The sequence below is a fragment of the Pseudoclavibacter sp. RFBJ3 genome (assembly GCF_002931375.1).
In the GTDB taxonomy this organism is placed as follows: domain Bacteria; phylum Actinomycetota; class Actinomycetes; order Actinomycetales; family Microbacteriaceae; genus Pseudoclavibacter.
The window spans coordinates 289,727-309,906 of sequence record NZ_PSXZ01000015.1; the positions used below are offsets into that span (position 1 = coordinate 289,727).

At 67.4% G+C, this 20,180-nt stretch carries 18 protein-coding genes, 1 tRNA gene and 1 pseudogene; 9 read left to right on the forward strand and 11 right to left on the reverse strand.

The window, feature by feature from the left end; translation table 11 throughout:
• The first annotated feature begins 20 nt into the window (after positions 1–20).
• On the forward strand, positions 21–890 hold the full coding sequence (locus C5E07_RS15175) for a LysR family transcriptional regulator (protein ID WP_104300360.1): 870 nt from the start codon (positions 21–23) through the stop codon (positions 888–890).
• Positions 891–924: 34 nt separating this feature from the next.
• Here the strand turns inward: C5E07_RS15175 and C5E07_RS15180 are convergent, their stop codons facing one another.
• A complete protein-coding gene (locus tag C5E07_RS15180; RefSeq protein ID WP_104341950.1) occupies positions 925–1,530 on the reverse strand; it encodes a hypothetical protein in 606 nt (201 codons plus the stop codon).
• A 131-nt stretch (positions 1,531–1,661) separates the two neighbouring features.
• On the opposite strand from C5E07_RS15180, the gene C5E07_RS15185 reads away from it, so the two are divergent.
• Together C5E07_RS15185 and C5E07_RS15190 are read left to right on the forward strand one after the other, a co-directional pair.
• The gene (locus tag C5E07_RS15185) at positions 1,662–2,201 is read left to right on the forward strand and encodes a peptidylprolyl isomerase (protein ID WP_104244184.1); all 540 of its coding nucleotides are present in this window, start codon (positions 1,662–1,664) and stop codon (positions 2,199–2,201) included.
• A gap of 21 nt (positions 2,202–2,222) precedes the next feature.
• Positions 2,223–3,098 carry a rhomboid family intramembrane serine protease gene (locus C5E07_RS15190; RefSeq protein ID WP_104300362.1) on the forward strand — a complete coding sequence of 292 codons (876 nt, stop codon included), beginning with the start codon at positions 2,223–2,225 and terminating at the stop codon, positions 3,096–3,098.
• 154 nt (positions 3,099–3,252) lie between these two features.
• Here the strand turns inward: C5E07_RS15190 and C5E07_RS15195 are convergent.
• A pseudogene (locus C5E07_RS15195) lies at positions 3,253–3,486 on the reverse strand (cell division protein CrgA); the annotation flags it as partial.
• Positions 3,487–3,637: 151 nt separating this feature from the next.
• Between C5E07_RS15195 and C5E07_RS15200 the strand changes: the two are divergent.
• The gene (locus C5E07_RS15200; protein WP_181058072.1) at positions 3,638–4,528 is read left to right on the forward strand and encodes a class E sortase; all 891 of its coding nucleotides are present in this window, start codon (positions 3,638–3,640) and stop codon (positions 4,526–4,528) included.
• Positions 4,528–4,722 (forward strand): hypothetical protein, encoded by a 195-nt coding sequence (locus tag C5E07_RS15205; protein ID WP_104300366.1) that lies wholly within the window; start codon positions 4,528–4,530, stop codon positions 4,720–4,722. Before C5E07_RS15200 ends, C5E07_RS15205 begins: the two co-directional genes overlap by 1 nt.
• Before the next feature lie 85 nt (positions 4,723–4,807).
• Here the strand turns inward: C5E07_RS15205 and pknB are convergent, their stop codons facing one another.
• The 7 genes from pknB to C5E07_RS15240 form a co-directional block, all read right to left on the reverse strand.
• Positions 4,808–6,583: a Stk1 family PASTA domain-containing Ser/Thr kinase gene (gene pknB, locus C5E07_RS15210; RefSeq protein ID WP_104244186.1), complete on the reverse strand. Its 1,776-nt coding sequence runs from the start codon at positions 6,581–6,583 to the stop codon at positions 4,808–4,810.
• Between the two features lie 184 nt (positions 6,584–6,767).
• Positions 6,768–8,567, reverse strand: coding sequence for a protein kinase (locus C5E07_RS15215; protein ID WP_104244074.1), 1,800 nt, complete (start codon positions 8,565–8,567; stop codon positions 6,768–6,770).
• The gene (locus C5E07_RS15220; protein WP_104244076.1) at positions 8,564–10,024 is read right to left on the reverse strand and encodes a penicillin-binding protein 2; all 1,461 of its coding nucleotides are present in this window, start codon (positions 10,022–10,024) and stop codon (positions 8,564–8,566) included. The genes C5E07_RS15215 and C5E07_RS15220 overlap by 4 nt, the downstream gene beginning before the upstream one ends.
• The gene (locus C5E07_RS15225) at positions 10,021–11,415 is read right to left on the reverse strand and encodes an FtsW/RodA/SpoVE family cell cycle protein (protein ID WP_104300368.1); all 1,395 of its coding nucleotides are present in this window, start codon (positions 11,413–11,415) and stop codon (positions 10,021–10,023) included. Before C5E07_RS15225 ends, C5E07_RS15220 begins: the two co-directional genes overlap by 4 nt.
• Complete coding sequence (locus tag C5E07_RS15230; protein ID WP_181058074.1) at positions 11,399–12,649, reverse strand: Stp1/IreP family PP2C-type Ser/Thr phosphatase; 1,251 nt, start codon at positions 12,647–12,649, stop codon at positions 11,399–11,401. Before C5E07_RS15230 ends, C5E07_RS15225 begins: the two co-directional genes overlap by 17 nt.
• A gap of 2 nt (positions 12,650–12,651) precedes the next feature.
• Entirely contained in the window at positions 12,652–13,242 is a 591-nt protein-coding gene (locus tag C5E07_RS15235; RefSeq protein ID WP_104300370.1) for an FHA domain-containing protein, read from the reverse strand.
• Positions 13,239–13,949 (reverse strand): DUF3662 and FHA domain-containing protein, encoded by a 711-nt coding sequence (locus C5E07_RS15240; RefSeq protein ID WP_104244082.1) that lies wholly within the window; start codon positions 13,947–13,949, stop codon positions 13,239–13,241. The genes C5E07_RS15235 and C5E07_RS15240 overlap by 4 nt, the downstream gene beginning before the upstream one ends.
• Positions 13,950–14,171: 222 nt before the next feature.
• Here C5E07_RS15240 and C5E07_RS15245 point away from each other — a divergent pair.
• Both C5E07_RS15245 and C5E07_RS15250 read left to right on the forward strand, forming a co-directional pair.
• Positions 14,172–14,253: transfer RNA gene (locus C5E07_RS15245), tRNA-Leu, on the forward strand.
• 230 nt (positions 14,254–14,483) lie between these two features.
• The gene (locus tag C5E07_RS15250) at positions 14,484–15,965 is read left to right on the forward strand and encodes an MFS transporter (protein ID WP_258063981.1); all 1,482 of its coding nucleotides are present in this window, start codon (positions 14,484–14,486) and stop codon (positions 15,963–15,965) included.
• Positions 15,966–16,062: 97 nt separating this feature from the next.
• On the opposite strand, the gene C5E07_RS15255 is transcribed toward C5E07_RS15250, so the two are convergent.
• Entirely contained in the window at positions 16,063–17,337 is a 1,275-nt protein-coding gene (locus tag C5E07_RS15255; RefSeq protein ID WP_104300372.1) for an alpha-amylase family glycosyl hydrolase, read from the reverse strand.
• Positions 17,338–17,458: 121 nt separating this feature from the next.
• On the opposite strand from C5E07_RS15255, the gene C5E07_RS15260 reads away from it, so the two are divergent.
• The gene (locus C5E07_RS15260) at positions 17,459–18,379 is read left to right on the forward strand and encodes an aldose 1-epimerase family protein (RefSeq protein ID WP_104300375.1); all 921 of its coding nucleotides are present in this window, start codon (positions 17,459–17,461) and stop codon (positions 18,377–18,379) included.
• 67 nt (positions 18,380–18,446) lie between these two features.
• Here C5E07_RS15260 and C5E07_RS15265 read toward each other — a convergent pair whose 3' ends face one another.
• Positions 18,447–19,376, reverse strand: a complete 930-nt coding sequence (locus tag C5E07_RS15265; RefSeq protein ID WP_104300376.1) for an N-acetylglucosamine kinase — start codon at positions 19,374–19,376, stop codon at positions 18,447–18,449.
• 78 nt (positions 19,377–19,454) lie between these two features.
• Here C5E07_RS15265 and C5E07_RS15270 point away from each other — a divergent pair, with 78 nt between their 5' ends.
• Positions 19,455–20,162 (forward strand): hypothetical protein, encoded by a 708-nt coding sequence (locus tag C5E07_RS15270; RefSeq protein ID WP_104300378.1) that lies wholly within the window; start codon positions 19,455–19,457, stop codon positions 20,160–20,162.
• The last annotated feature ends 18 nt before the right edge of the window (positions 20,163–20,180 follow it).

Below are 20,180 nucleotides of genomic sequence, written 5' to 3' on the forward strand. Positions count from 1 at the left end.
GTGAGTTATACGCTGGACGCATGAGTTTGGAGATTCGCCACCTACGCGCCCTCGCTGCGGTCGTCGACACGGGAACCTTCACCGATGCGGCGATCGAGCTCCACTGCTCGCAGGCGGCCGTCTCCCGGGCGATCCTCGCCCTCGAGACGCAGCTCGGAGCCCAGCTGCTCTCCAGGTCGACTCGGCACGTCGCGCTCACGCCACTCGGCGAGCGTGTCCTGACCCGCGCCCGCCGGGTGCTGCTCGAGGTGCGTCTCATCAGCGACGAGGTCGCCGAGACGACCCGGGAGTTGCGCGTCGGCTATGCCTGGTCGACCCTCGGCGCGCACACCGGTGCCGTGCAGCGCACCTGGCGAGCACAGCATCCTGAGTCGCACCTCGTCTTCCGGCAGAGCAACACGGCGACGGCGGGGCTCCTCGACGGCGAGGTCGAGCTCGCCGTGTTCCGCACGGTTCCCCGTGATCCCCGAATCGAGACGGTCCGCCTCGGCGAGGAACGACGCGTCGCCGTCCTCGCGAACGACGATCCGCTCGCCAGACGCAGGGCGCTGCTCCTCGACGACTTCGCCGGCAGGACCATGGCGGTGGATGCACGCACAGGCACGACGGTCGGCTCACTCTGGCCGGCGGAACGCGCCCCGGTCTTCATCCCCACGAGCTCACTCGACGAGTGGCTCACCCTCATCGCGGACGGCGGCGTCTACGGGGTGACAAGCGAGGCCACGGCGGCGCAGCATCCGCGGCCCGGCATCGCCTACCGGCCGCTGCGGGACGCCCCCACGATCGAGGTCAGACTCGCGTGGTGGCGAGGCGCCAAGCCAGCGATGGCCGACGCGCTCGCGCAGGTCATCATCGCCGCCTACGACGAAGCCCCGCAGCTCACCAGGTGAGTGCGGGGCCAGTCGTGCGCGTGTGCGGCGCGGACTACTTCGCTGCCGAAGCGGGCGAGACCGTCGTGACGGGAGCGTCGAGCTCCTCGTCGGCGATCCACAGGTCGTCGTCTGCACGGAAGGTCTGCCAGAGGGCATAGCCGACGGCGGCGACGGCGGCGACGCCAGCGCCGATGAGCAGCCAGCCACCGACACCCACGCCGGAGCTGTTGTACTTCTTGTCGTACGCCTTCGAAGCCTTCTTGGCGCGCGAGTTGAGCTCCTTCGAGACCTTCTTCGCGGTGCCAGCGGCGTCCTTGAAGTCGTTGTTCTTCGAAGCGAGGTTGCTGACCGTGCCGGCAAGCGAGCCGGAGAGGCCGGCCACGACAGGGAGGACCTTGCCGTTGAAGCGGACGCTCGCGTCTTCGTACTTGTCGCGCGCTGCGTTGTAGCTGCGGTCGAAGCTGGGGCGGACGTTGTTGTCGTAGCTCTTCTGCAGCGCTGGCACGAGCTCGGACTCAGCCAAGCCCTTCGCGCTCACGCCTGCTGACTGCAGGATGCCTCGAGCGTGCTCGATGACAGACTGCTGCTCGCTCCACAAGTTTGTTGCGTCCTTGCGGAGACGCTTGAGTTCACGCGACTGCTTCCGTGAAAGGGCCATTGGTACCTCCGGACGTTGACAAGTAGGTACTGCATATCTTGGCACGCTTCTGCCACACGGAACCTGAATCACCGCACGCTGTCGGCGGACAGGGGGGAGAGAAGTCGGGGGGCTATGGAAAGATGACCAGCATGTCAATCGCCACTGCACTCGCAACGATCAACACGAACCACGGCCCCATCAAGGTGGAGCTCTTCGGCAACCACGCGCCGAACACGGTCAAGACCATCGTGGGCCTCGCCACGGGTGAGCTCGAATGGACCGACCCTCGTGACGGCCAGACGAAGAGCACGCCCCTGTACGACGGCGTGATCTTCCACCGCATCATCCCCAACTTCATGATCCAGGGCGGTGACCCCACGGGCACCGGCACCGGCGGTCCCGGATTCGCGTTCGACGACGAGATCCACCCCGAGCTCAACTTCAACGAGCCCTACATCTTCGCCATGGCGAACGCCGGCAAGCAGATGGGGCGCGGCACGAACGGCTCGCAGTTCTTCATCACGACGGACCCAACTCCCTGGCTCCAGGGAAAGCACACGATCTTCGGCCGCGTCGCGGACGATGAGTCGCGCACCGTCGTCGACGCGATCGCGAAGGTCCCCACCGACGGCCGTGACAAGCCGCTCAAGGACGTCGTCATCGAGAGCGTCACCGTCGAGCAGCTCTAACCTCCAGGAGCCACTCCCCGCATGACATCACCCGAGCTGTCGCAGCAGCGTGAGAACTTCTGCTACCGGCACCCAGACCGACAGAGCTTCGTGCTCTGTCAGCGATGCGGGCGCACCGTGTGCCCCGAATGCCAGACACTCGCGCCGGTCGGCGTGATCTGTCCAGAGTGCATCCGGGAGGCGAACGCGAAAGCCAAGGCCGCCCAGCGGCCCTCGGCTCGAACGCGGTTGCGACGGCTCGGGCAGGATCAGCGTCCGCTCGTCACCTACGCCATCATCGGCATCTCGGCGGTCCTCTGGCTGCTGCAGCAGGTGACGGGGGACTGGCTGACGGGCATCCTCGTCTACCACGGCATCTACTCTCACGCGGGTAGCGGGGCATTCGAGCCCTGGCGCATGCTGACCTCGGCGTTCGCACACTCGACCGTCTTCCACCTGGCGTTCAACATGCTGACGCTGTGGATCTTCGGTCGGGTGCTCGAGCAGGTCTACGGGCACCTGAGGTTCGCAGCGCTCTATGTCGTCAGCGCGCTCGGCGGTTCGCTCGCGATCGCCCTGGTTGCCCCGAACACCACGGTGCTCGGCGCCTCCGGTGCCGTCTTCGGACTCTTCGGCGCGTACTTCGTCGTCATGCGTCAGGCGCGGATGAACACCATGTCACTCATCGTGCTGGTCGGCATCAACGTCGTCATGGGGTTCGTGATCCCAGGTATCGCCTGGCAGGCGCACCTCGGCGGGCTGGTCACGGGAGCACTGTGCTCCTGGCTGTTCCTGTGGGAGTCGAAGTCGGCGAAGCCCTCGCAGAAGGGGCTCTGGATAGTGGCGGCACTCGGCGTCCTCATCGTCGTGGGTGCCACCGTCAGCGTCTCCCAACTGCCGCTGGCGGTAGCTGGCTAGCTCCCCGTCTCCGTCGCAGAACGAGAGAAGCCGCGCATCCGGTCGGATGCGCGGCTTCTCTGTGTTGTGTGAAAGTTATCCACAGGGTTATGCACACCTGGGGATGAATTACACAGCTGTCATTCGAGGCCCTGTGGATAACTCGTGGAGTCTGCTATCGCCAGTTCGTCGTCATGATGAAGCCGATGAACGCGATGCCGAAGCCCACGAGGATGTTCCACGAGCCGAGCTCGGCAATCGGGAGAGCGCCGCTCGTCAGGTAGAACACGATGATCCAGAGGAAGCCGAGCAGCAGGAAGCCGAACATGAGCGGCTTGAACCAGACCGGGTTCGGGTTGCGCTCGTCGCTGTCGCTCACCCCGGAGCTGCGCTTCTGCCGACGCTGCTTCTCCGTCGCCGCGAGAGCGGCCGCAGCTGCGGACGCTTCCGAGGAACGGTGCTTCTTCGTACCGGCCGGAGTCTTCTTCTCCGGCTCGTCGGACTTGGAGTCGCTGGACTTCTCACGAGACATGCGGGCCATCCTATCTATGATTGCTCCTATGCCATCTGCTGAACGGCCCGGACGAGACGACGGGACGACCTCGATCGAGTCTCTCCTCGCGGCCGACGACGGCTACGAGACCAGGTCGGAGCGACGCCTGCGAGAGCAGCGGGCCGCATCCCAGCAGCACAGGAGCCCCTCGAAGCCCACCGGCTCGAAGCCGAGGCGGCGGCTCAGCATCATCGGCGTCTCGGGTGAAGTGCTCATGACCCTCGGGGTCGTCGTCCTGCTCTTCGTCGGGTGGAAGTACTGGCTCAACGACCTCATCGTCGGCGATGAGCAGAACCAGGCCGGGCAGGAACTCAGCCAGGTGCTCGCGGATGGCGGTGAAGAAGCGACGACCGTGACCACAACAGATCCGGCGATCGGCATCCCCATCTCCTCGGCGCCGACGGTCACGAACGAGCGCTTCGCGATCCTCTACGTTCCCACCTGGGGGGCCGACTACGCCCGTCCCATCGCACAGGGCATCGAACAGCACGAGGTTCTCGACAACAACATCGGCCACTACCCCGACTCGCAGATGCCCGGTGAGGTCGGCAACTTCGCCATTGCTGGCCACCGTCTTGCCTACGGGGCTTCGATGCAGAAGATCCACGAGCTGCAGCTCGGCGACGAACTCGTCGTGGAGACCGCGGACGGCTGGTACACGTACTCCTACCGTTCCGGCGAGTACGTCGCCCCCACACAGGTCGACGTCCTCGGCTCGGTGCCTCGCTACCCGGAGCAGACTGGCACCGACCGGCTCATGATGATCATGAGCTGCAACCCGTTCTGGTCGACGGCAGAGCGAATCATCGGCTACGCGGTGTTCGACAGCTTCACGCCGCGGGCCGACGGCCCGCCGGCGTCGATCGCCGCGTCCGTCACCACGCAAGGGGGTCTCTGATGTACGGCGCGCTCTGGCGTGTGCTCCCCGGGCCCTGGCCCGTCAAGCTCCTGATCACGCTCGTCGTGATCGCAGCCGTCCTGTACGGCCTGGTCTTCTACGCGTTCCCGTGGGCGGATGCACTGCTCACGCCCCAGAACGACGTCACCGTCGGCCTCGGAGTCGGCGGCTCCGCGGCCGCGCTGCGCTTCTGACGGCGACGGCTCCTCCCGGTCATCGGAAGGAGCCGGAGCGCGTTGCGCGGGTGCCGCGACCGTGGCCGCTGGTCGTCGTGCGGCCCTAGTTCTCCGTTGAGGAGGAGGGCCCTGCGCTCGAGGTGGGCTCGGGTGCTGGCGCGGTCGTCTCCGGCGGGGCCGGCACGGACGTGCAGTAGGTGACCTCGACCTGGGAGTGCTGGGCGACTGGTCCTGGTGGAACCGACATGTTCACGATCGGGTCGCCGTCGACCGCGAGGCATCCAGGGTCCTGCTTCACGACCGCGAGGAGTCCGAGTTCTCGGAGCGTGGCGGTGGCGGACTCGAGGGGCTGACCGATGAGGTCAGGCAGCGCCACGTTGCCCGTGGAGGTCACGAGGTTGATGCTGGAGCCCGCGGCGACGCTGGAGCCACCCGCAGGGTCGCTGCGGACGATCGTGCCGGCAGTGACCGTCGGAGAGTCCTCTGACGTGATCTGGCCGACGCTCAAGCCCGCCCCCTGGAGAGCGACAGTCGCCTGCTCCACGGTCATGCCGTTGATGTCGGGCATCGTGACCGCGGACGGGCCGGTGGAGACCAGGACGGTGATCTCCTGGCCGGGAGACACGCTCAGTCCTGAGCCCGGGGTGGTGCTGATGACCTGGTTCTCGGGAACCTCATCGCTCGTCTGCGCCGCGCGCACGGGCGTCAAGCCCGCGTCTTCGAGCGTTGTGCGAGCCGCATCCCATTGCTCGCCCACGACGTCTGGCACATCGACGCTCGTTTCGGGCAGCTGGCCGACGTCGGGGAGGGAGGAGACCCAGATGCTGACGGCCACGATGACGACCACGAGGAGCGCCGCGGCGCCCCAGATCCACATCGCGGGGGGACGCCGCTGCACCTGTGGTGCGCGGTCATCGGTCTCGGAGAGCGAATTGAAGGCAGACTCCGTGGCGCTCACGCCAGAAGGGGCCGGCCCGAAGAGCTGGGTGCGGTCGTCGTCCTCGACCTTGGTGGCGAACGCCGGCATGATGCCCTGCGCTGCGAGGTCGAGGTCGCGACGGAACTCCGAAGCCGACTGGTAGCGGTCCTCGCGGTTCTTCGCGAGGGAGCGCTTGACGACCGCGTTCATCGCCTTCGAGACCTTCGGGTTGATCTCGTTGGCATCGATGGGGCGCTCGGTGACGTGCTGGTAGGCGACGGCAACGGCGGAGTCACCCTGGAACGGGACCTTGCCGGTGAGCATCTCGTAGAGGACGATGCCCGCGGAGTAGAGGTCGCTTCGCCCGTCGACGTTCTCGCCCTTGGCCTGCTCGGGGGAGAAGTAGGAGGCGGTGCCGAGGATCGCCGTCGTCTGGGCGATCGTGCCCGCCGTGTCGGAGATGGCTCTGGCGATGCCGAAGTCCATGACCTTGACCGTGTCCTCCGGCGTGATCATGATGTTGCCCGGCTTGATGTCGCGGTGTACGACGCCAGCGCGGTGCGAGTACTCGAGCGCCGTCAGGATGCCCGTCATGTACTCGTGGATCTGCGTGTCGGCGAGCGGGGCACCGGCCATGACGTCGCGGAGCTGCTGTCCCTCGATGTACTCCATGACGATGTAGGGCACGACGAGCTCATGCCCATCGGCGCGCACGAACGTGTCCTCACCCGCGTCGAAGACGCGGACGATCGTCGGGTGCGTCATCCGTGCAGCGGCCTGGGCCTCCTGTCGGAAGCGCGACCGGAAGTCGGGCTCGCCGGAGAGCTGTGTGTTGAGGAGCTTGACGGCGACACGGCGGCCAAGACGCTCGTCGGTCCCGAGGTAGACCTCAGCCATACCTCCACGACCAATACGCCGGCCGATGTCGTATCGGCCAGCGAGCGTGCGTTCGCCCTGCATCACGGAAGCAAGCTCCTCTCCCCTTGGCAGTGTTCGCCAAGCTCAAGCCTCGTTAGTCTGCCGATCTTATCTCGACGTGAATGAGTGATCGGTGCCATCGAAGCTGTGAACCGCGCATTCCATGTGGATGCATGGAGTTGAGCGAATTCGTTGCTTTCCGGAGCCGCCCGCCGGGCCTCCGAGATCAGCCTCCCGTGCCGTTCGTCGGGGGAGTGGAACTGGTCGGCGTCGGCTGGGGGACGGTCGCCGAACCGGTCGGCGAGTCGGCACTCGTGTTGCCCGAGCCGCAGGTGGCGCTGTACGAGGCTTCGACGATCGTCGAACCCTCTTCGACGTTGACATTCACCGAGGTTCCCGTCACGCTGCCCGGTGATTCGGCGCCGGACACGTTCACGTTGTACGCGGAGAGGCTCTGTCCTGGAGGGCACTGGAACGAAGGCCAGCTGATGGTGGCCTGCGTGCCGGCCGCGTTGACGGTGACGGTAGGTGCCGTCGTCGGGGTGTTCGGCGTCTCCACGTTCGCGTAGACCGTGAGCGTCACGGTGGAACCGAGGTCGACGGTCCCGGTGGGGCTCACCGCCGTGACCGTGTTGACGTCTTCCTGGTTCGTCGCGACAGGGCCCTCGGCTCGCGCCGGCGTCAGCCCGAGCTCGGAGATGCGGTTCGCCGCCGTGTCGTAGTCGAGGCCGAGGAAGTCGGCCTGCGCGATCGAGACGGTGGTCGGCGTGCTCACGCTTGGGGTCGGCTCCTGCGACGGAGTCTCGGCCGGCGTGGTCTGGGTGATCGAGGGCGGCGGTGTCGTCGCCCCATCGGCGTCGGTGTTGTTGGTCACCAGCGCGAACGCGAACCAGGCGAGGGCCGCAGCGAACAGGATGATCGCCCCGATGAGCACCCACAGCCAGGCAGCCGGCTTCTTGCGCTCTTCGTCGGCCGGCGAGACGAGCGAGGTCGACTCCTCTTCCGCGCCTTCGACGGGGGGTCCGCCGATGAGCGTGTCGAAGTCGTCCTTCATGACCTCGGTCGTGCCGGCGGCCGTGCCGAGCACGGTGGTGCGCGCACCCTCGTCCATGATGGCGGTGCGATCGAGCGGAGCGGTGGCGTCACCGACCTCGTCGGCGGAGGTCAGCCCGAGGACCGCGGGGACCGCCTGCGCTGCACGCGTGACGTTGCCGTCGCGCAGCGCGCGCGCAGCTCGCGCGAAGACCTCCGCCGAGACCGGCCGGTCTTCCGGCTTCTTCGCGATGGCAGCGAGCACGAGGTTGCGAACCGGCTCTGGCACCGTCACGGGAAGCGCCGGGGGTTCGTCGTTGATGTGCGCCATGGCGATCGCGACCTGCGATTCGCCGGTGAATGGTCGCCTGCCGGCGAGCGCCTCGTAGGCGACGATGCCAAGCGAGTAGATGTCGGTGGACGGGTTCGCGGCGTGGCCGGAGGCCTGCTCGGGCGAGAGGTACTGGACGGTGCCCATGACCTGGCCCGTCGCCGTGAGCGGCACCTGGTCGGCGATCCGAGCGATGCCGAAGTCGGTGATCTTCACGCGACGGTCCGGGGTGATGAGCAGGTTGCCTGGCTTGATGTCGCGGTGCACGAGACCCGCCTTGTGAGCGGCGTGCAGGGCGAGCGCCGTCTGCGACACGATGTCCATGACCTGGTCGGGCGGCAGCACCCGCTCGCGCTCGAGCACGGTCGACAGCGCCTCGCCCGGCACGAGCTCCATGACGAGGTAGGCGGAGCCGTTCTCCTCGCCGTAGTCGTACACGTTGGCGATGCCCTCGTGGTTCACGAGTGCGGCGTGCCTCGCCTCAGCGCGGAAGCGCTCGAGGAAGCCAGGGTCGCCCATGTACTCGTCTTTGAGGATCTTGATGGCAACGGTGCGCCCGATCACCTGATCGGTCGCCTCCCAGACCTCGCCCATGCCGCCGATGGCAATGCGCGAGCTCAGCTTGTATCGGTCTCCGAACGAAACACCTGCAGCTGGTCTCATCTGCTCAGCACCGCCTTCATCACTTGCTGCCCAATCGTCGCCGCCAGGCCGTTTCCGGTCCCAGACTGTCCCATTCCGCCACCGTCTTCGAGCACTACCGCGACCGCGATCTGCGTATCGCCCGATTCGGCGAATCCTGTGAACCACAGCGAGTACGGCTCACCCTGGCCGTTCTCCGCGGTCCCTGTCTTGCCAGCCACGTTGATCCCGTCAATTCTTGCATTACTGGCAACGCCCGAGTTCACGCTGCCCTCCATCATCGACTGGAGTGACGCCGCAGTCTCCTCGCTGATGGCCCTGCCATAGCTCGAGATCTCCGGCCCCTGGATCTCCTGGAACGTCGGAGTCTGGATGCTCTCGACAAGCGACGGGTTCATGACCTCGCCGCCGTTGGCGATGGCCGCCGAGATCATCGCGAACTGGAGTGGGGTCGCCCGCACGTCGAACTGGCCGAAGCCCGTCAGGGCGAGCTGCGCGTCGTCGTCGAGCGCCGTCGGGTAGCTGCTCGCGCTCGCCGTCATCGGGATCTCGAATTCGTGGTTGAAGCCGAACGCCTCGGCCATGGCGCGTACCTTGTCGGCGCCGAGGTCCATGGCGAGCTGCGCGAACGGCACATTGCACGACTGCTCGATGGCGATACGGAGGTTCGTCGTGTCGCCGCTTCCGCACTTCGCGCCGGCGGACGGGTTGTTCACCGAGACGTTGGTGCCCGGGAGCGTGAGCGTCGCCGGGTTCGGGAGCGGGGACTCGGCCGTCGCGAGCCCGTTCTCCAATGCCGCGGCGGCGACGACCAGCTTGAACACCGAGCCGGGCGGGTTCATGTCACCGCCGATCGCGCGGTTGCTGAGCGGATCGTTCGGGTCGGCCAGGAGTGCGTTGTACGACTCGAGCACGCTCGTCTGATCGTGGCTCGCCAGCAGCGCCGGGTCGTAGGTCGGCGTCGAGTACATGGCCAGGATCGCGCCCGTCGCCGGGTTGATCGCCACAGCCGCACCCTTGTACTCGCCGAGAGCATCCGCCGCCGTCTGCTGGGCGACGGGGTCGATCGTCGTCTCGACGAATGCGCCAGCAGGATCCTGGCCCGTGAAGAGACGCTCGAGGCCCTGGAAGAACTGCGTGTCGCTGTTGCCCGAGAGCTCGGGGTTCAGGGCGCCCTCGAGGCCCGTGGATGCCCCGTCGACCGAGTAGTACCCGGTCACGGCGGCGTAGAGGGGGCCGTTCTCGTACTGTCGCTCGTACTTGTAGGCAGTGTCGACGGGCGTCGAAGATGCGATCGGCGTCCCGTTGACGAGGATCGGCCCACGCTGGATCTCGAAGCTCTCTTCACGGGTCCGGCTGTTGCGCGGGTCGTCCCGGAGCGACTCGGCCTGGAAGACCTGGATGCTCGTCGACGCCACGAACAGCGACATGAACATGATCATGACGAGGACGCCAACGAGGCGGATGTTCTTGCTCATTCGTCGATCGCCTCCGTCGGCACGTTACGCACGGTGTCGCTCAGTCTGAGAAGGATCGCGACGATGATCCAGTTGGCGAGCAGGCTCGAGCCACCTGCCGCCATGAAGGGCATCGTGAGGCCCGTCAGGGGGATGACGCGCATGACGCCACCGGCCACGACGAAGACCTGCACGGCGATCGTGAACGCGAGGCCCGTCGCGAGGAGCCGCCCGAAGTCGTCGACCCCCTGCTGGCCGATGCGGAAGCCGCGCGCCACGAAGATCACGAAGAGCAGCAGCACGACGAAGATGCCGGCCATGCCGAGCTCCTCGCCGATGGCCGCGATGATGAAGTCGCTCGACGCGAGGGGGGTCGTGCCGGGGCTGCCCGAGCCGAGGCCCTTGCCGATGAGACCGCCAGCCCCCAGGCCGAAGAGTCCCGTCACGAGCTGGTAGCTGCCGCCATCCGCCTCGTACATCTCGGCGTCGAACGGGTCGAGCCAGGCGTGGACGCGGAACTCGACGTAGCCCAGCGTGTTCGCCGCGATGAGCGCACCGCCGATGAACAGACCGAGGCCGATGAGCACCCACGAGAGGCGCCCCGTCGAGACGAAGACCATGACCAGGAACAGGCCGAAGTACAGCAGGGAGGTTCCCAGGTCGCGCTGGAAGACCAGCACGCCCATGCACACGGCCCACACGACGAGGATCGGCCCCAGGTCCCTGATGCGCGGGAAGCGCATCCACAGGAACTTCTTGCCGACGACGGAGAGCGAGTCGCGGGCCGTGACGAGGTAGCCCGCGAAGAAGATCGCGAGCGCGATCTTCGCGATCTCACCGGGCTGGAACGAGAAGCCCGCGACGCTGATCCACACGCGCGCGGCGACGTCGGTGCGCCCGAGGCCCGGGATGAGCGGCAGCAGCAGGAGCACGATGGCGATGGCCATGAAGACGTACGTGTAGCGCTGCAGCACTCGGTGGTTCTTAAGCGCGATGAGCACCGCGATCGCGACGCCCACCGCGAGCATCGTGAGCACGATCTGCTGCGTCGAGGGAGTCCAGAAGACGCCTTCGAGCTCCGGATTGCTCAGGTCGATGCGGTAGATCATCGCGATGCCGAGGCCGTTGAGCACCGCCGCGATGGGCAGGATGAACGGGTCGGCGCCCGGCGCGCGGAAGCGCAGCACGATGTTCACGCCGAGGGTCAGCGCGCCGATGATGGCCGACAGGGTGACGACGTTGAAGTCGAAGGTGCCGCGCACGCCGAGCTGCACGAGCAGCAGCGCGGAGAAGTTGATGATGAACGCGAAGACCAGCAGGCCGAGCTCCATGTTGCGGAGCCCCTGACCCGTCTTCCTCGGGGCGCCTGGTACGACGGGCGCCTCTTCGCGTTGCTTACTCAGGAATGGCATCTCGGAGCCGTTCCACGATCTCGTCGGCGGCCTCGCGGTCGCCGGCGCTGATCGTCTTGTCGACCTGCGACTGCTGGTATTCAGGCAGGCTCGAGATCTTGATGTCGGTCGTCTCGGTGAGCTCGTGCAGGGTGATCGGGCCGATGCCCTGCTGCACGCCCTGGTAGACGGCGACGTAGCCGACGCTCTCACCGACGTAGTACTGCTGCTGCGTCCAGTTGTAGGCGAGGAGCCCAGCACCGGCGACCGCCGCGAGGAAGACGATGGATGCCGCGAGCCACGAGACCTGCCGGAGCCGCTTCCGTCGCTTGTCCTCCGCGATGAGCTCCTGCAGCGCCTCGTCGCTGAACGGCACGAACTCCTCGTCCTGCGGGCGAGGAGCTGGCCGCCGTAGGGGGTGCAGGATGGACGGGATGATCTGGTTGCTGCGCTTCTGTAGGTTCGCCGAGTAGCGCAGGGGGTTCGCGGCCGACCCCACGACTCGCGTCTTCATCGGCTCGAGCGGCTCGGGGCCGATCTCGAGCATCACCACGGTCACGTTGTCCGGTGCGCCGTTGTCGAGCGCGAGCTGCACGAGGTCATCGCTGATCTCGCGGCTCGACTCGTCCATGCGGGCCAGGGTGCGCTCGATCTGCGACTCGTCGACGTAGCTCGAGAGGCCGTCCGAGCAGAGCAGCCAGCGGTCGCCCTCCTGGATATCGAAGACCTCGGTGTCGACGTCGGGCCTGGTCTCGACGTCGCCGAGCACGCGCATGAGCACCGAGCGCCTTGGGTGCGTGAGCGCTTCCTCCGCTGTGATGCGGCCCGCATCCACGAGCCGCTGCACGAACGTGTGGTCGACGGTCATCTGCACGAGGGATCCCTCGCGGAAGCGGTACACCCGCGAGTCGCCGATGTGCGCGAGTACGAGGGACTGGCCGACGAGGCTGAGGGCGCTCACCGTGGTTCCCATGCCGCGGAGCTCGCTGTGCTCCTCGACGGCACCCGCGATGAGGGCGTTCGCGTCGAGGAGCATCTCCGTCATGGCCTGCTCGGCATCATCGGTGCTCGAGTACTGCTCGTCGTTCTCCGCGAAGTGCTTGACCGCGATCGCGCTCGCCACGTCACCGCCGGCGTGCCCGCCCATGCCATCCGCGACGACGAACAGGTTGGTGCCGACGAAGCCGGAGTCCTGGTTGTTGCTTCTGACCTTGCCGACATGGGAGACGGCGCCGGCGCGCGCGATGACCAGCATGCCTATCGCAGCTCGAACGTCGTCGTCCCGATGCGGACAGGCGTGCCGACCGGTACGTGGGTCGGCTGGGAGACGCGCTTGCCGTTGACGTAGGTGCCGTTCGTCGAGTCGAGGTCCTGCACCATCCACGCATCGTTCCAGAGCAGCAGGCGCGCGTGGTGCGTGGAGCTGTAGTCGTCCTGGATGACGAGGTCGGAGTCGCCGGATCGGCCGATCGAGAGCGGTTCGCTGCGCAGCGACAGCTCCGTGCCGCGCTTCGGCCCGGAGGTGATGACCAGCTTGCTCGGCCGCTCGGAGCGCGCAGCCGGACTGGGCACGGGGGTCGGCGGCCGGTGGCTGCCGGGACCAGCATCGCCCGAGTCGGAAGAGCGGACGGGAGCAGCAGGCGTGGGGGCCGGTGCCGCCGCCGGTGCCGCGTCGTTGTCGGCCGAGGCGAACACCTGCTGGCGCGACTTCTCCATGGCCTGCTTGTAGGCGGAGGACCGGGTGCCGAAGAGGTCGCTGCGAAGCGAGTAGATGACGGAGAACACGAAGATCCACAGCGCGGCCAGGAAGGCGAGGCGCAAGACGAGGAGAGTCAGCTCACTGGTCACGTGAGGCCTCCCTGTCGCGGGAGGTACCCGGTGTCGTCGCTCGGGTCGGCCTGGGGGATCACCCGGAACACAATACGGTGACGACCGATCTGAATCGTCGAATCGGGCTCGAGACCCGCCTGGGAGATCGAACGGCCGTTGACCTTCGTGCCGTTCGTCGAGCCGAGATCGCGGATACCCGCACGCTTCCCGTCCCACACGACTTCGGCGTGCTTTCGCGAGGCGCCGGTGTCCGCGATCGTGATGTCGGCTTCGGAGCCGCGCCCGATGACCGTCGATCCGACGCCCACGTGGATGCGCTCGCCATCGACGTCCAGGATGGGAGCCCAGGCGACCTGGCCCTGCACGCTGCGCGAGTCGACCTCGATGCGCCCCTCGGAGAGCGAGTCGTTCTCCAGGAACTTGATGCTGAGGCCGCCCGAGAACTGGTAGCCCTGCTTGGCGGCGTGCTGCTCGACGACGCGCATGAGCTCGTCCTGGATGCCAGCGATCTGCGAGATGCGCGTGTAGTCGACCTGCGACATCTGCACGTTGAAGCGATTCGGGACCAGCACGCGGTCGCGTGTGACGATCGACGCCCTGGTGTCCATCTCGCGTTTCAGCGCGGCGCTGATCTCGACGGGCTGGAGCCCAGAGCGGAAGGTCTTCGCGAACGCACCATTGAAGAGACGCTCGAGCCCACGCTCAAATCTGTCGAGGATTCCCACATGTCTCCTGGTTCTCGAGGGCACGCAACAGCCCGCACCGGGTGGCGCGAATCTGTTTCATGCTAACGGCACTGGGCTGGATGTCCGACTTCTGTGCCTTGGCTATGGGCTTCCGGTGCCCCGCCTGGGCGCTTCCCGGAGGGCGTTCTCGGGTCTGAAACGCGTGCATCCGCGCCTCGGTTTCGCACTCTGCGACAGTGTCTGGTAATCTCTCGGAGGTTGGCGCGAGTGGCGGAATTGGCAGACGCGCACGGTTCAGGTCCGTGTGCCTTCGGGTGTGGGGGTTCAAGTCCCCCCTCGCGCACAAGGGTCCCAGAGCAAGAGCACTGGGAATGCGAAACCCCCGGAACTTCGGTTCCGGGGGTTTCGTCGTCCCGGCTCGAACCCACACCGGTGGACTTATGTCGAGCTTCAGGACTTGCTAAGGTGGCCGATCTGTCGAGCGTCGCCGCTCGGGTAGGTCGAGGCGGCGACGTCCTCGGTCCGAGGCTTGAAACCTCCAGCACTCGCTTTCTGAGAACCTGGAGGGTTTTCTTGTCTTCTGACGCGTCTTCCGTCGAGCGCGCATCCGCGCCACGCACCATCTCCAAGTGGTGGGCACTCGCCGTGCTCGCCCTCACCCAGCTCGTCGTCGTGCTCGACGGCACGATCGTCACGATCGCACTGCCGCAGGCGCAGATCGACCTCGGCCTCACCGACGTGCAGCGGCAGTGGGTCGTCACCGCGTACGCCCTCGTCTTCGGAGCGCTCCTCCTGCTCGGCGGTCGTATCGCCGACTACTGGGGACGCAAGCGCGCCTTCCTCGTCGGCATGATCGGCTTCGGGGTCGCCTCGGTCTACGGCGGCTTCGCCCAGAGCGCCTTCGACCTCATCCTCGCCCGCGGACTCCAGGGGCTCTTCGCAGCGCTCCTCGCCCCAGCCGCTCTCGCGCTGCTCACCGTCAGCTTCCCCTCCGGCAAGGAGCGCACCACCGCGTTCGCCGTCTTCGGCGCCATCGGCGGAAGCGGGGCCGCAGTCGGCCTGGTGCTCGGCGGAGCGCTCACCGAGTTCGCCAGCTGGCGCTGGTGCCTGCTCGTCAACGTCTTCTTCGTCATCGCCGGTGTCATCGGCGCGCTCATCGTCCTGAAGGAGAGCAAGGCAGAGGGCGACAACACCTACGACCTCTGGGGCACCGTCACGGTGTCGCTCGGGCTCGGCTCGCTCGTCTACGGGTTCAGCCTCGCCGAGGAGGGCTGGGGATCCCTCGGGACCATCGGCTTCCTCGCGCTCGGTGTTGCACTCCTCGCCGCGTTCGTGTGGATCGAGACCCGCGTCGCCCAGCCCCTGCTCCCGCTGCGGGTCGTGCTCGACCGGGTGCGCGGCGGAGCGTTCCTCATCCAGGCCGTCATCGGCAGCGTGCTCATCGGCGCCACCATGTACCTCGCGCTGCACCTGCAGATCGTCATGGGAATGGAGCCACTCGTCGCGGGCCTCGCGAACGTCGCGATGACCGTCGTCATCCTCGTGTGCGTCCCCGTCTGGGCGCGCCTGCTCCCCAAGTTCGGGCCACGCCCGTTCATGGTCGTCGGCCCGATCGTCGTCGCCGGCGGACTCCTGCTGCTCTCCGGTGTGACCGTCGACGGCAGCTACCTCACGCACATCCTGCCCGGACTCGTGCTGCTCGGCATCGGCCTCTCGATGATCTTCGTCCCGCTGCAGAACCTCGCGCTCACTGGCGTCGAGCCGCACGACGCCGGTGCCGCAGCGGCAACCGTGAACTCGACCATGCAGATCGGTGGTTCGATCGGCCTCTCCGTCTTCACCGTGTTCTATGCGAACGCTGTCGCTTCGGGAGTGGAGGCGGGTGAGACGCAGCTGCAGGCTTTCACGAACGGCTACTCGGCGGTCTTCCTGGCCGCGGCGGGTGCCATGCTCCTCGCGGCGCTCATCGCCGGCTTCATGATCAGAGGCACCAAGGACCGCCCGCTCGTGCAGTCGGAACCAGCCGAGCAGGACTCCCTCGTCTCGATGCACTGACGCGCGCCCTGACCAACTTCAGTGCTGATCTGGTCGTTCCGGGTCGTCTCGGGCGAATCCGGGGCTTCGCTGCACTGAAGTTGGTCAGTCGTCGTCGCTAGCTGCCGTCAATCCAGCGCTCGAGACCGTGGCCGTCGACCGATCGGCCGCCGAGCAGCACCGAGTCGTCGCCGAGGTTCACCGCGAGGAGAGCACGCTCGCCCTCGCTGCCCTCGGCGATGAACAGTGCCGCCGTGTTCGCGAGCTCTTCCGTGCGGATGCGCGCTGTCGCGAGCCAGGGATGCTGGCGCCGGAACGCGATCGCGTCTCGGTGCGCCTGCGAGTAGGCGTTCTCCGGCCACTCCCTCGGGTCGCGGGGAAACTCCGGCCTGATGGCGTCGTCTCCACCGGCCCGCTCCTCCTTCAGCGCCTCGAGTCCGCGCTCGTCGCCCGCGTACACGCTCGGGGCGCCCGAGAAGAAGAACAGCATGGCGATGGCGATGGCGTGGTTGCGCTCATCGTCGATGGCGCTCGCGATGCGCGTCACGTCGTGGTTGCCGAGGAAGGTCATCGGCAGGAAATGCTCCGCGAAGTCGTTGTGTCGCTGCAGCGACCAGTCGAGCTCGAAGAGGTTCTGCTCCTGCACGGACGAGCGCAGCGCCTTCCACAGCTCGTACTGCGTCACCGAGTCGAGGCCGGACTCTCGCACGTACCCCTCGTAGTCGCCGTGGATGACCTCGCCGACGAACCAGGAGTCCGGGAACCGCTCGCGCAACGGGTCGATCGTCGACCGCCAGAACAGCGGCGGCACTGCGTAGGCCGCGTCGAGGCGCCATCCGTCGACGCCCCGCTCCAGCCAGTGCGCCATGGCGACCTCGACGAGCTCGACGACCTCCGGATGCTGGTGGTTGAGCACCACAAGCGCGTCGTGGCCCTCGAACACGTCGACGGGGAGTCCATCGACCTCGCGTGCATCCGCGCCTCTCGCGAACCGCGCGGCGGCTCCCGAGTCGGGGCCCGCCTCGACCGCCTCGCGCCACCACGGGTGCTCGCGGCCCACATGGTTGAAGACACCGTCGAGGAGCACGCGCACGCCGCGTTCACGGCAAGCGGCGATGAGCGCGTCGAAGTCGGCCTCGTCGCCGAGCCTCGGGTCGATGCGGAGATGGTCGACCGTGTCGTAGCCGTGGGTCTGCGACGCGAAGATCGGGCCGAGCAGCAAGCCGTTGAGGCCGAGAGCGACGAGTTCGTCCAGCCACGCCGTGATGCGATCGAGGCGGTGCTCGACCGGGCTCGAGAGGGGAGCGCCCGCCGTATCCGCACCGACGAAGCCGAGCGGGTACACGTGCCACCAGAGTGCGGTCTGCGGCCAGGGCTGAGGAGCTGGAGTCATCGTCTCAGGCTAGTGACGCGGTCTGGGAAGCACTCCGTGAGCTCCCGCGACCCGCCCGCCTCGCCTCGGCGTGAAAGACTGCCTTGGTCCTACCCCCGACAGCACCGAGGAGTCCCCACAGATGTCGATCACCCCGCGCTCAGGCTCCTCCTACTTCCTCTCGCACGGTGCCTACGAGGCCTCGATCTCCAGCGTCGGCGCGACCCTGCGCGAGTTCACGCACAACGGCAGGCACCTCGTGCACACCTTCGACATGGATGAGGTTCGGCCCGCGTACAAGGGGGCGACGCTCGCCCCATGGCCGAACCGCATCATCGACGGCCGGTACCGCATCGACGGGCAGGAGCTGCAGCTGCCCCTCTCCGAGCCCAAGCGCGGGCACGCCCTGCACGGCCTCGCCCTCTGGCTCGACTTCACACCGGAGGATGTGCGCCCCGACCTCGTCGTGCTGACGGCCACGATCGAGCCGCAGACGGGCTACCCGTTCCGCATCGAGGTGCGCACGAGCTACGTGCTCGGCGACGACGGCCTCACCACGACGGTGGAGCTGCGGAACGTCGGAGCCGGGACCGCACCGGCCGGCGCATCCACGCACTCGTACCTGGTCGCCGGCGAGGGACAGATCGACGAATGGACCCTCGAGTCTCCCGCGCAGAAGCTCATGCACGCCCACGGCGCACGTCTGCTCCCCGGCTCTGTCGTCTCGGTCGAAGAGGTCGCGGGGGCCTTCGACTTCCGCGCCGCCCGGCGCATCGGCGAGATGGAGATCGACCACGCCTTCACCGATGTCTTCGGCGAGGGCGACACCGCCACGGTGACGCTCACGACCCCCGACGGCACGGGCGTCGGCATGACCTGGGGCACGGATGCACCGTGGGTGCAGGTCTTCACGAGCGACCAGCCTGGCATCGAATGGGACCGCCAGGCCGTCGCGGTGGAGCCCATGACCTGCGCACCCGACGCCTTCAACTCCGGCCTCGACCTCGCCTGGCTCGAGCCCGGCGAGAAGCTGGAGACCTCGCAGCGCATCTTCGCGATCTGACGATCGAGCCTCTCAGGGAGGCGGTCCGCGCGCGGGCCTCGAACGTCACGATCTCGAGCGTCACGACCTAGAGCGTCACGACCCCGATCGAGGCGATGAGCGCGTGGTCCCTCTCCAGATGGGGGAGCATCGCCGCCCCGTCCAGCGGGTGGCTCTCGCCCACCGCCACCCGAGCCTCCGGCACCCGCTCGAGCAGCGAGCGCCGGAACGCCGCGGCCACATGCGGCGACGAGAACACGTTGCCGATCGCCCGCACCTGCACGACCTCACGCCCGCCGGGCAGACCGACCCGCGCGAGCCCGGCCGCGACCGAGGCGGCTAGCTCCGTGCCCGCCGCCGCCAGGATTCCAGCAGCGACCGCATCCGTCTCCGCCAGGTCGCCGACCGATCGAGCGAACGACGCGATGTGACGGACCTTCCCCTCGTTCGTCTGCAGCGACACGTACATGCTCGGCAGATCCGGGTGGTGTGCGAGCACGACCTCGGTGAGCGCCGTCTCCGGGCCACGGCCATCGAAGGCGCGCATCACCGAGTCCAGCGCGGCGCGACCGATCCAGTACCCGGAACCTGCGTCTCCGACGAGGTAGCCCCAGCCGTCGACCTGCGCGAGGCGTTCCGGGCCGACGGCGAGCGTCACGACACCCGTGCCAGCGGCGACGACCGCACCGAGCTCGGACCCGAGGGCCCCCAGGAAGGCCGAGATCGAATCGTGCGCGATGAAGACCCTCGCGACGCCGAACTGCCCGACCAGCAGAGCGAGTTCATCCGCAACCGTCTGCGCGTGCGTCACCCCCGACACGCCACCGGACACCGTGACCCCCGCCAACCCAGAATCTCGCAGCGACTGCTCCACGACGCTCGCGAGCTGGGGCGCCAACGGGAGGTCGGTGCGAATCGCGGCGAAGGAGCGAACCTCGCCAGAATCGATCTGCGAGCGGATGCCGCTCTGGCCAGCGTCGATGGCAAGAACAGGCGAGGGGGAGAACGTCGTCGTCATGCACCGAATCGTATTGCAGAGAGGCGACGGGCAGAGGTGCCCGCGTCACGAACACACCAACGGTCCTAGGGTGAACGCATGACGACACCGAGCCAGTGGAACGGACAGCACAGCCCCGACCCCCAGTCGAACGCAGCCCAGGGCGCGTCCGGCTACGGCACCCCGCCGAGCGGCACACCCGCCGCCTACGGTCCTGCTGGTCAGGCGCCGTCGGGGCAGGGATACGGTCAGGTAGCGGGTGACCCTCAGCAGCCTGGCGAGTACCAGCAGCCCGGCGGCTATGCACAGCCCGGCGGCTATGCCCAGCCTGGGGGCTACGCCCAGCCCGATGCCCACCAGCAGCCGGGGAGCTATGCCCAGCCTGGCGAGTACGCCCAGCCGGGTGGCTACCAGCAGCCGGGCAGCCCCCAGCAGGCCAAGGCGCCGAGTCGGACGCAGCTGGCCAGCTTCACGAGCCTGCGCGAAGAGCTCTCCTTCTCGACGAACCGCTTCGGCATGATCTCGCTGGCGAGCGCGCTCGGAGGGTGGGCGATCAACACGTTCCTCTCCTTCGTGATGAGCATCCTGGCGCGCACTGGCGGCTACGAGATCTACGGGGTGCTGAGCCCCGCGACCGGCATCCTGCAGCTGCTGACCTCCGCTGCCGCCATCGTCTTCGGCGTCCTCGCGCTTCGATCGAGCGGATGGCGCAACATGCCAGCCGCTGTCGGCTCCGTCATCGGCGTCATCACCCTCGTTCCCGCAGTTCTCTTCTTCCTCATAGGCCTGATCCCGTTCTCCTACTGATCAGGATCCCTGGCCGTT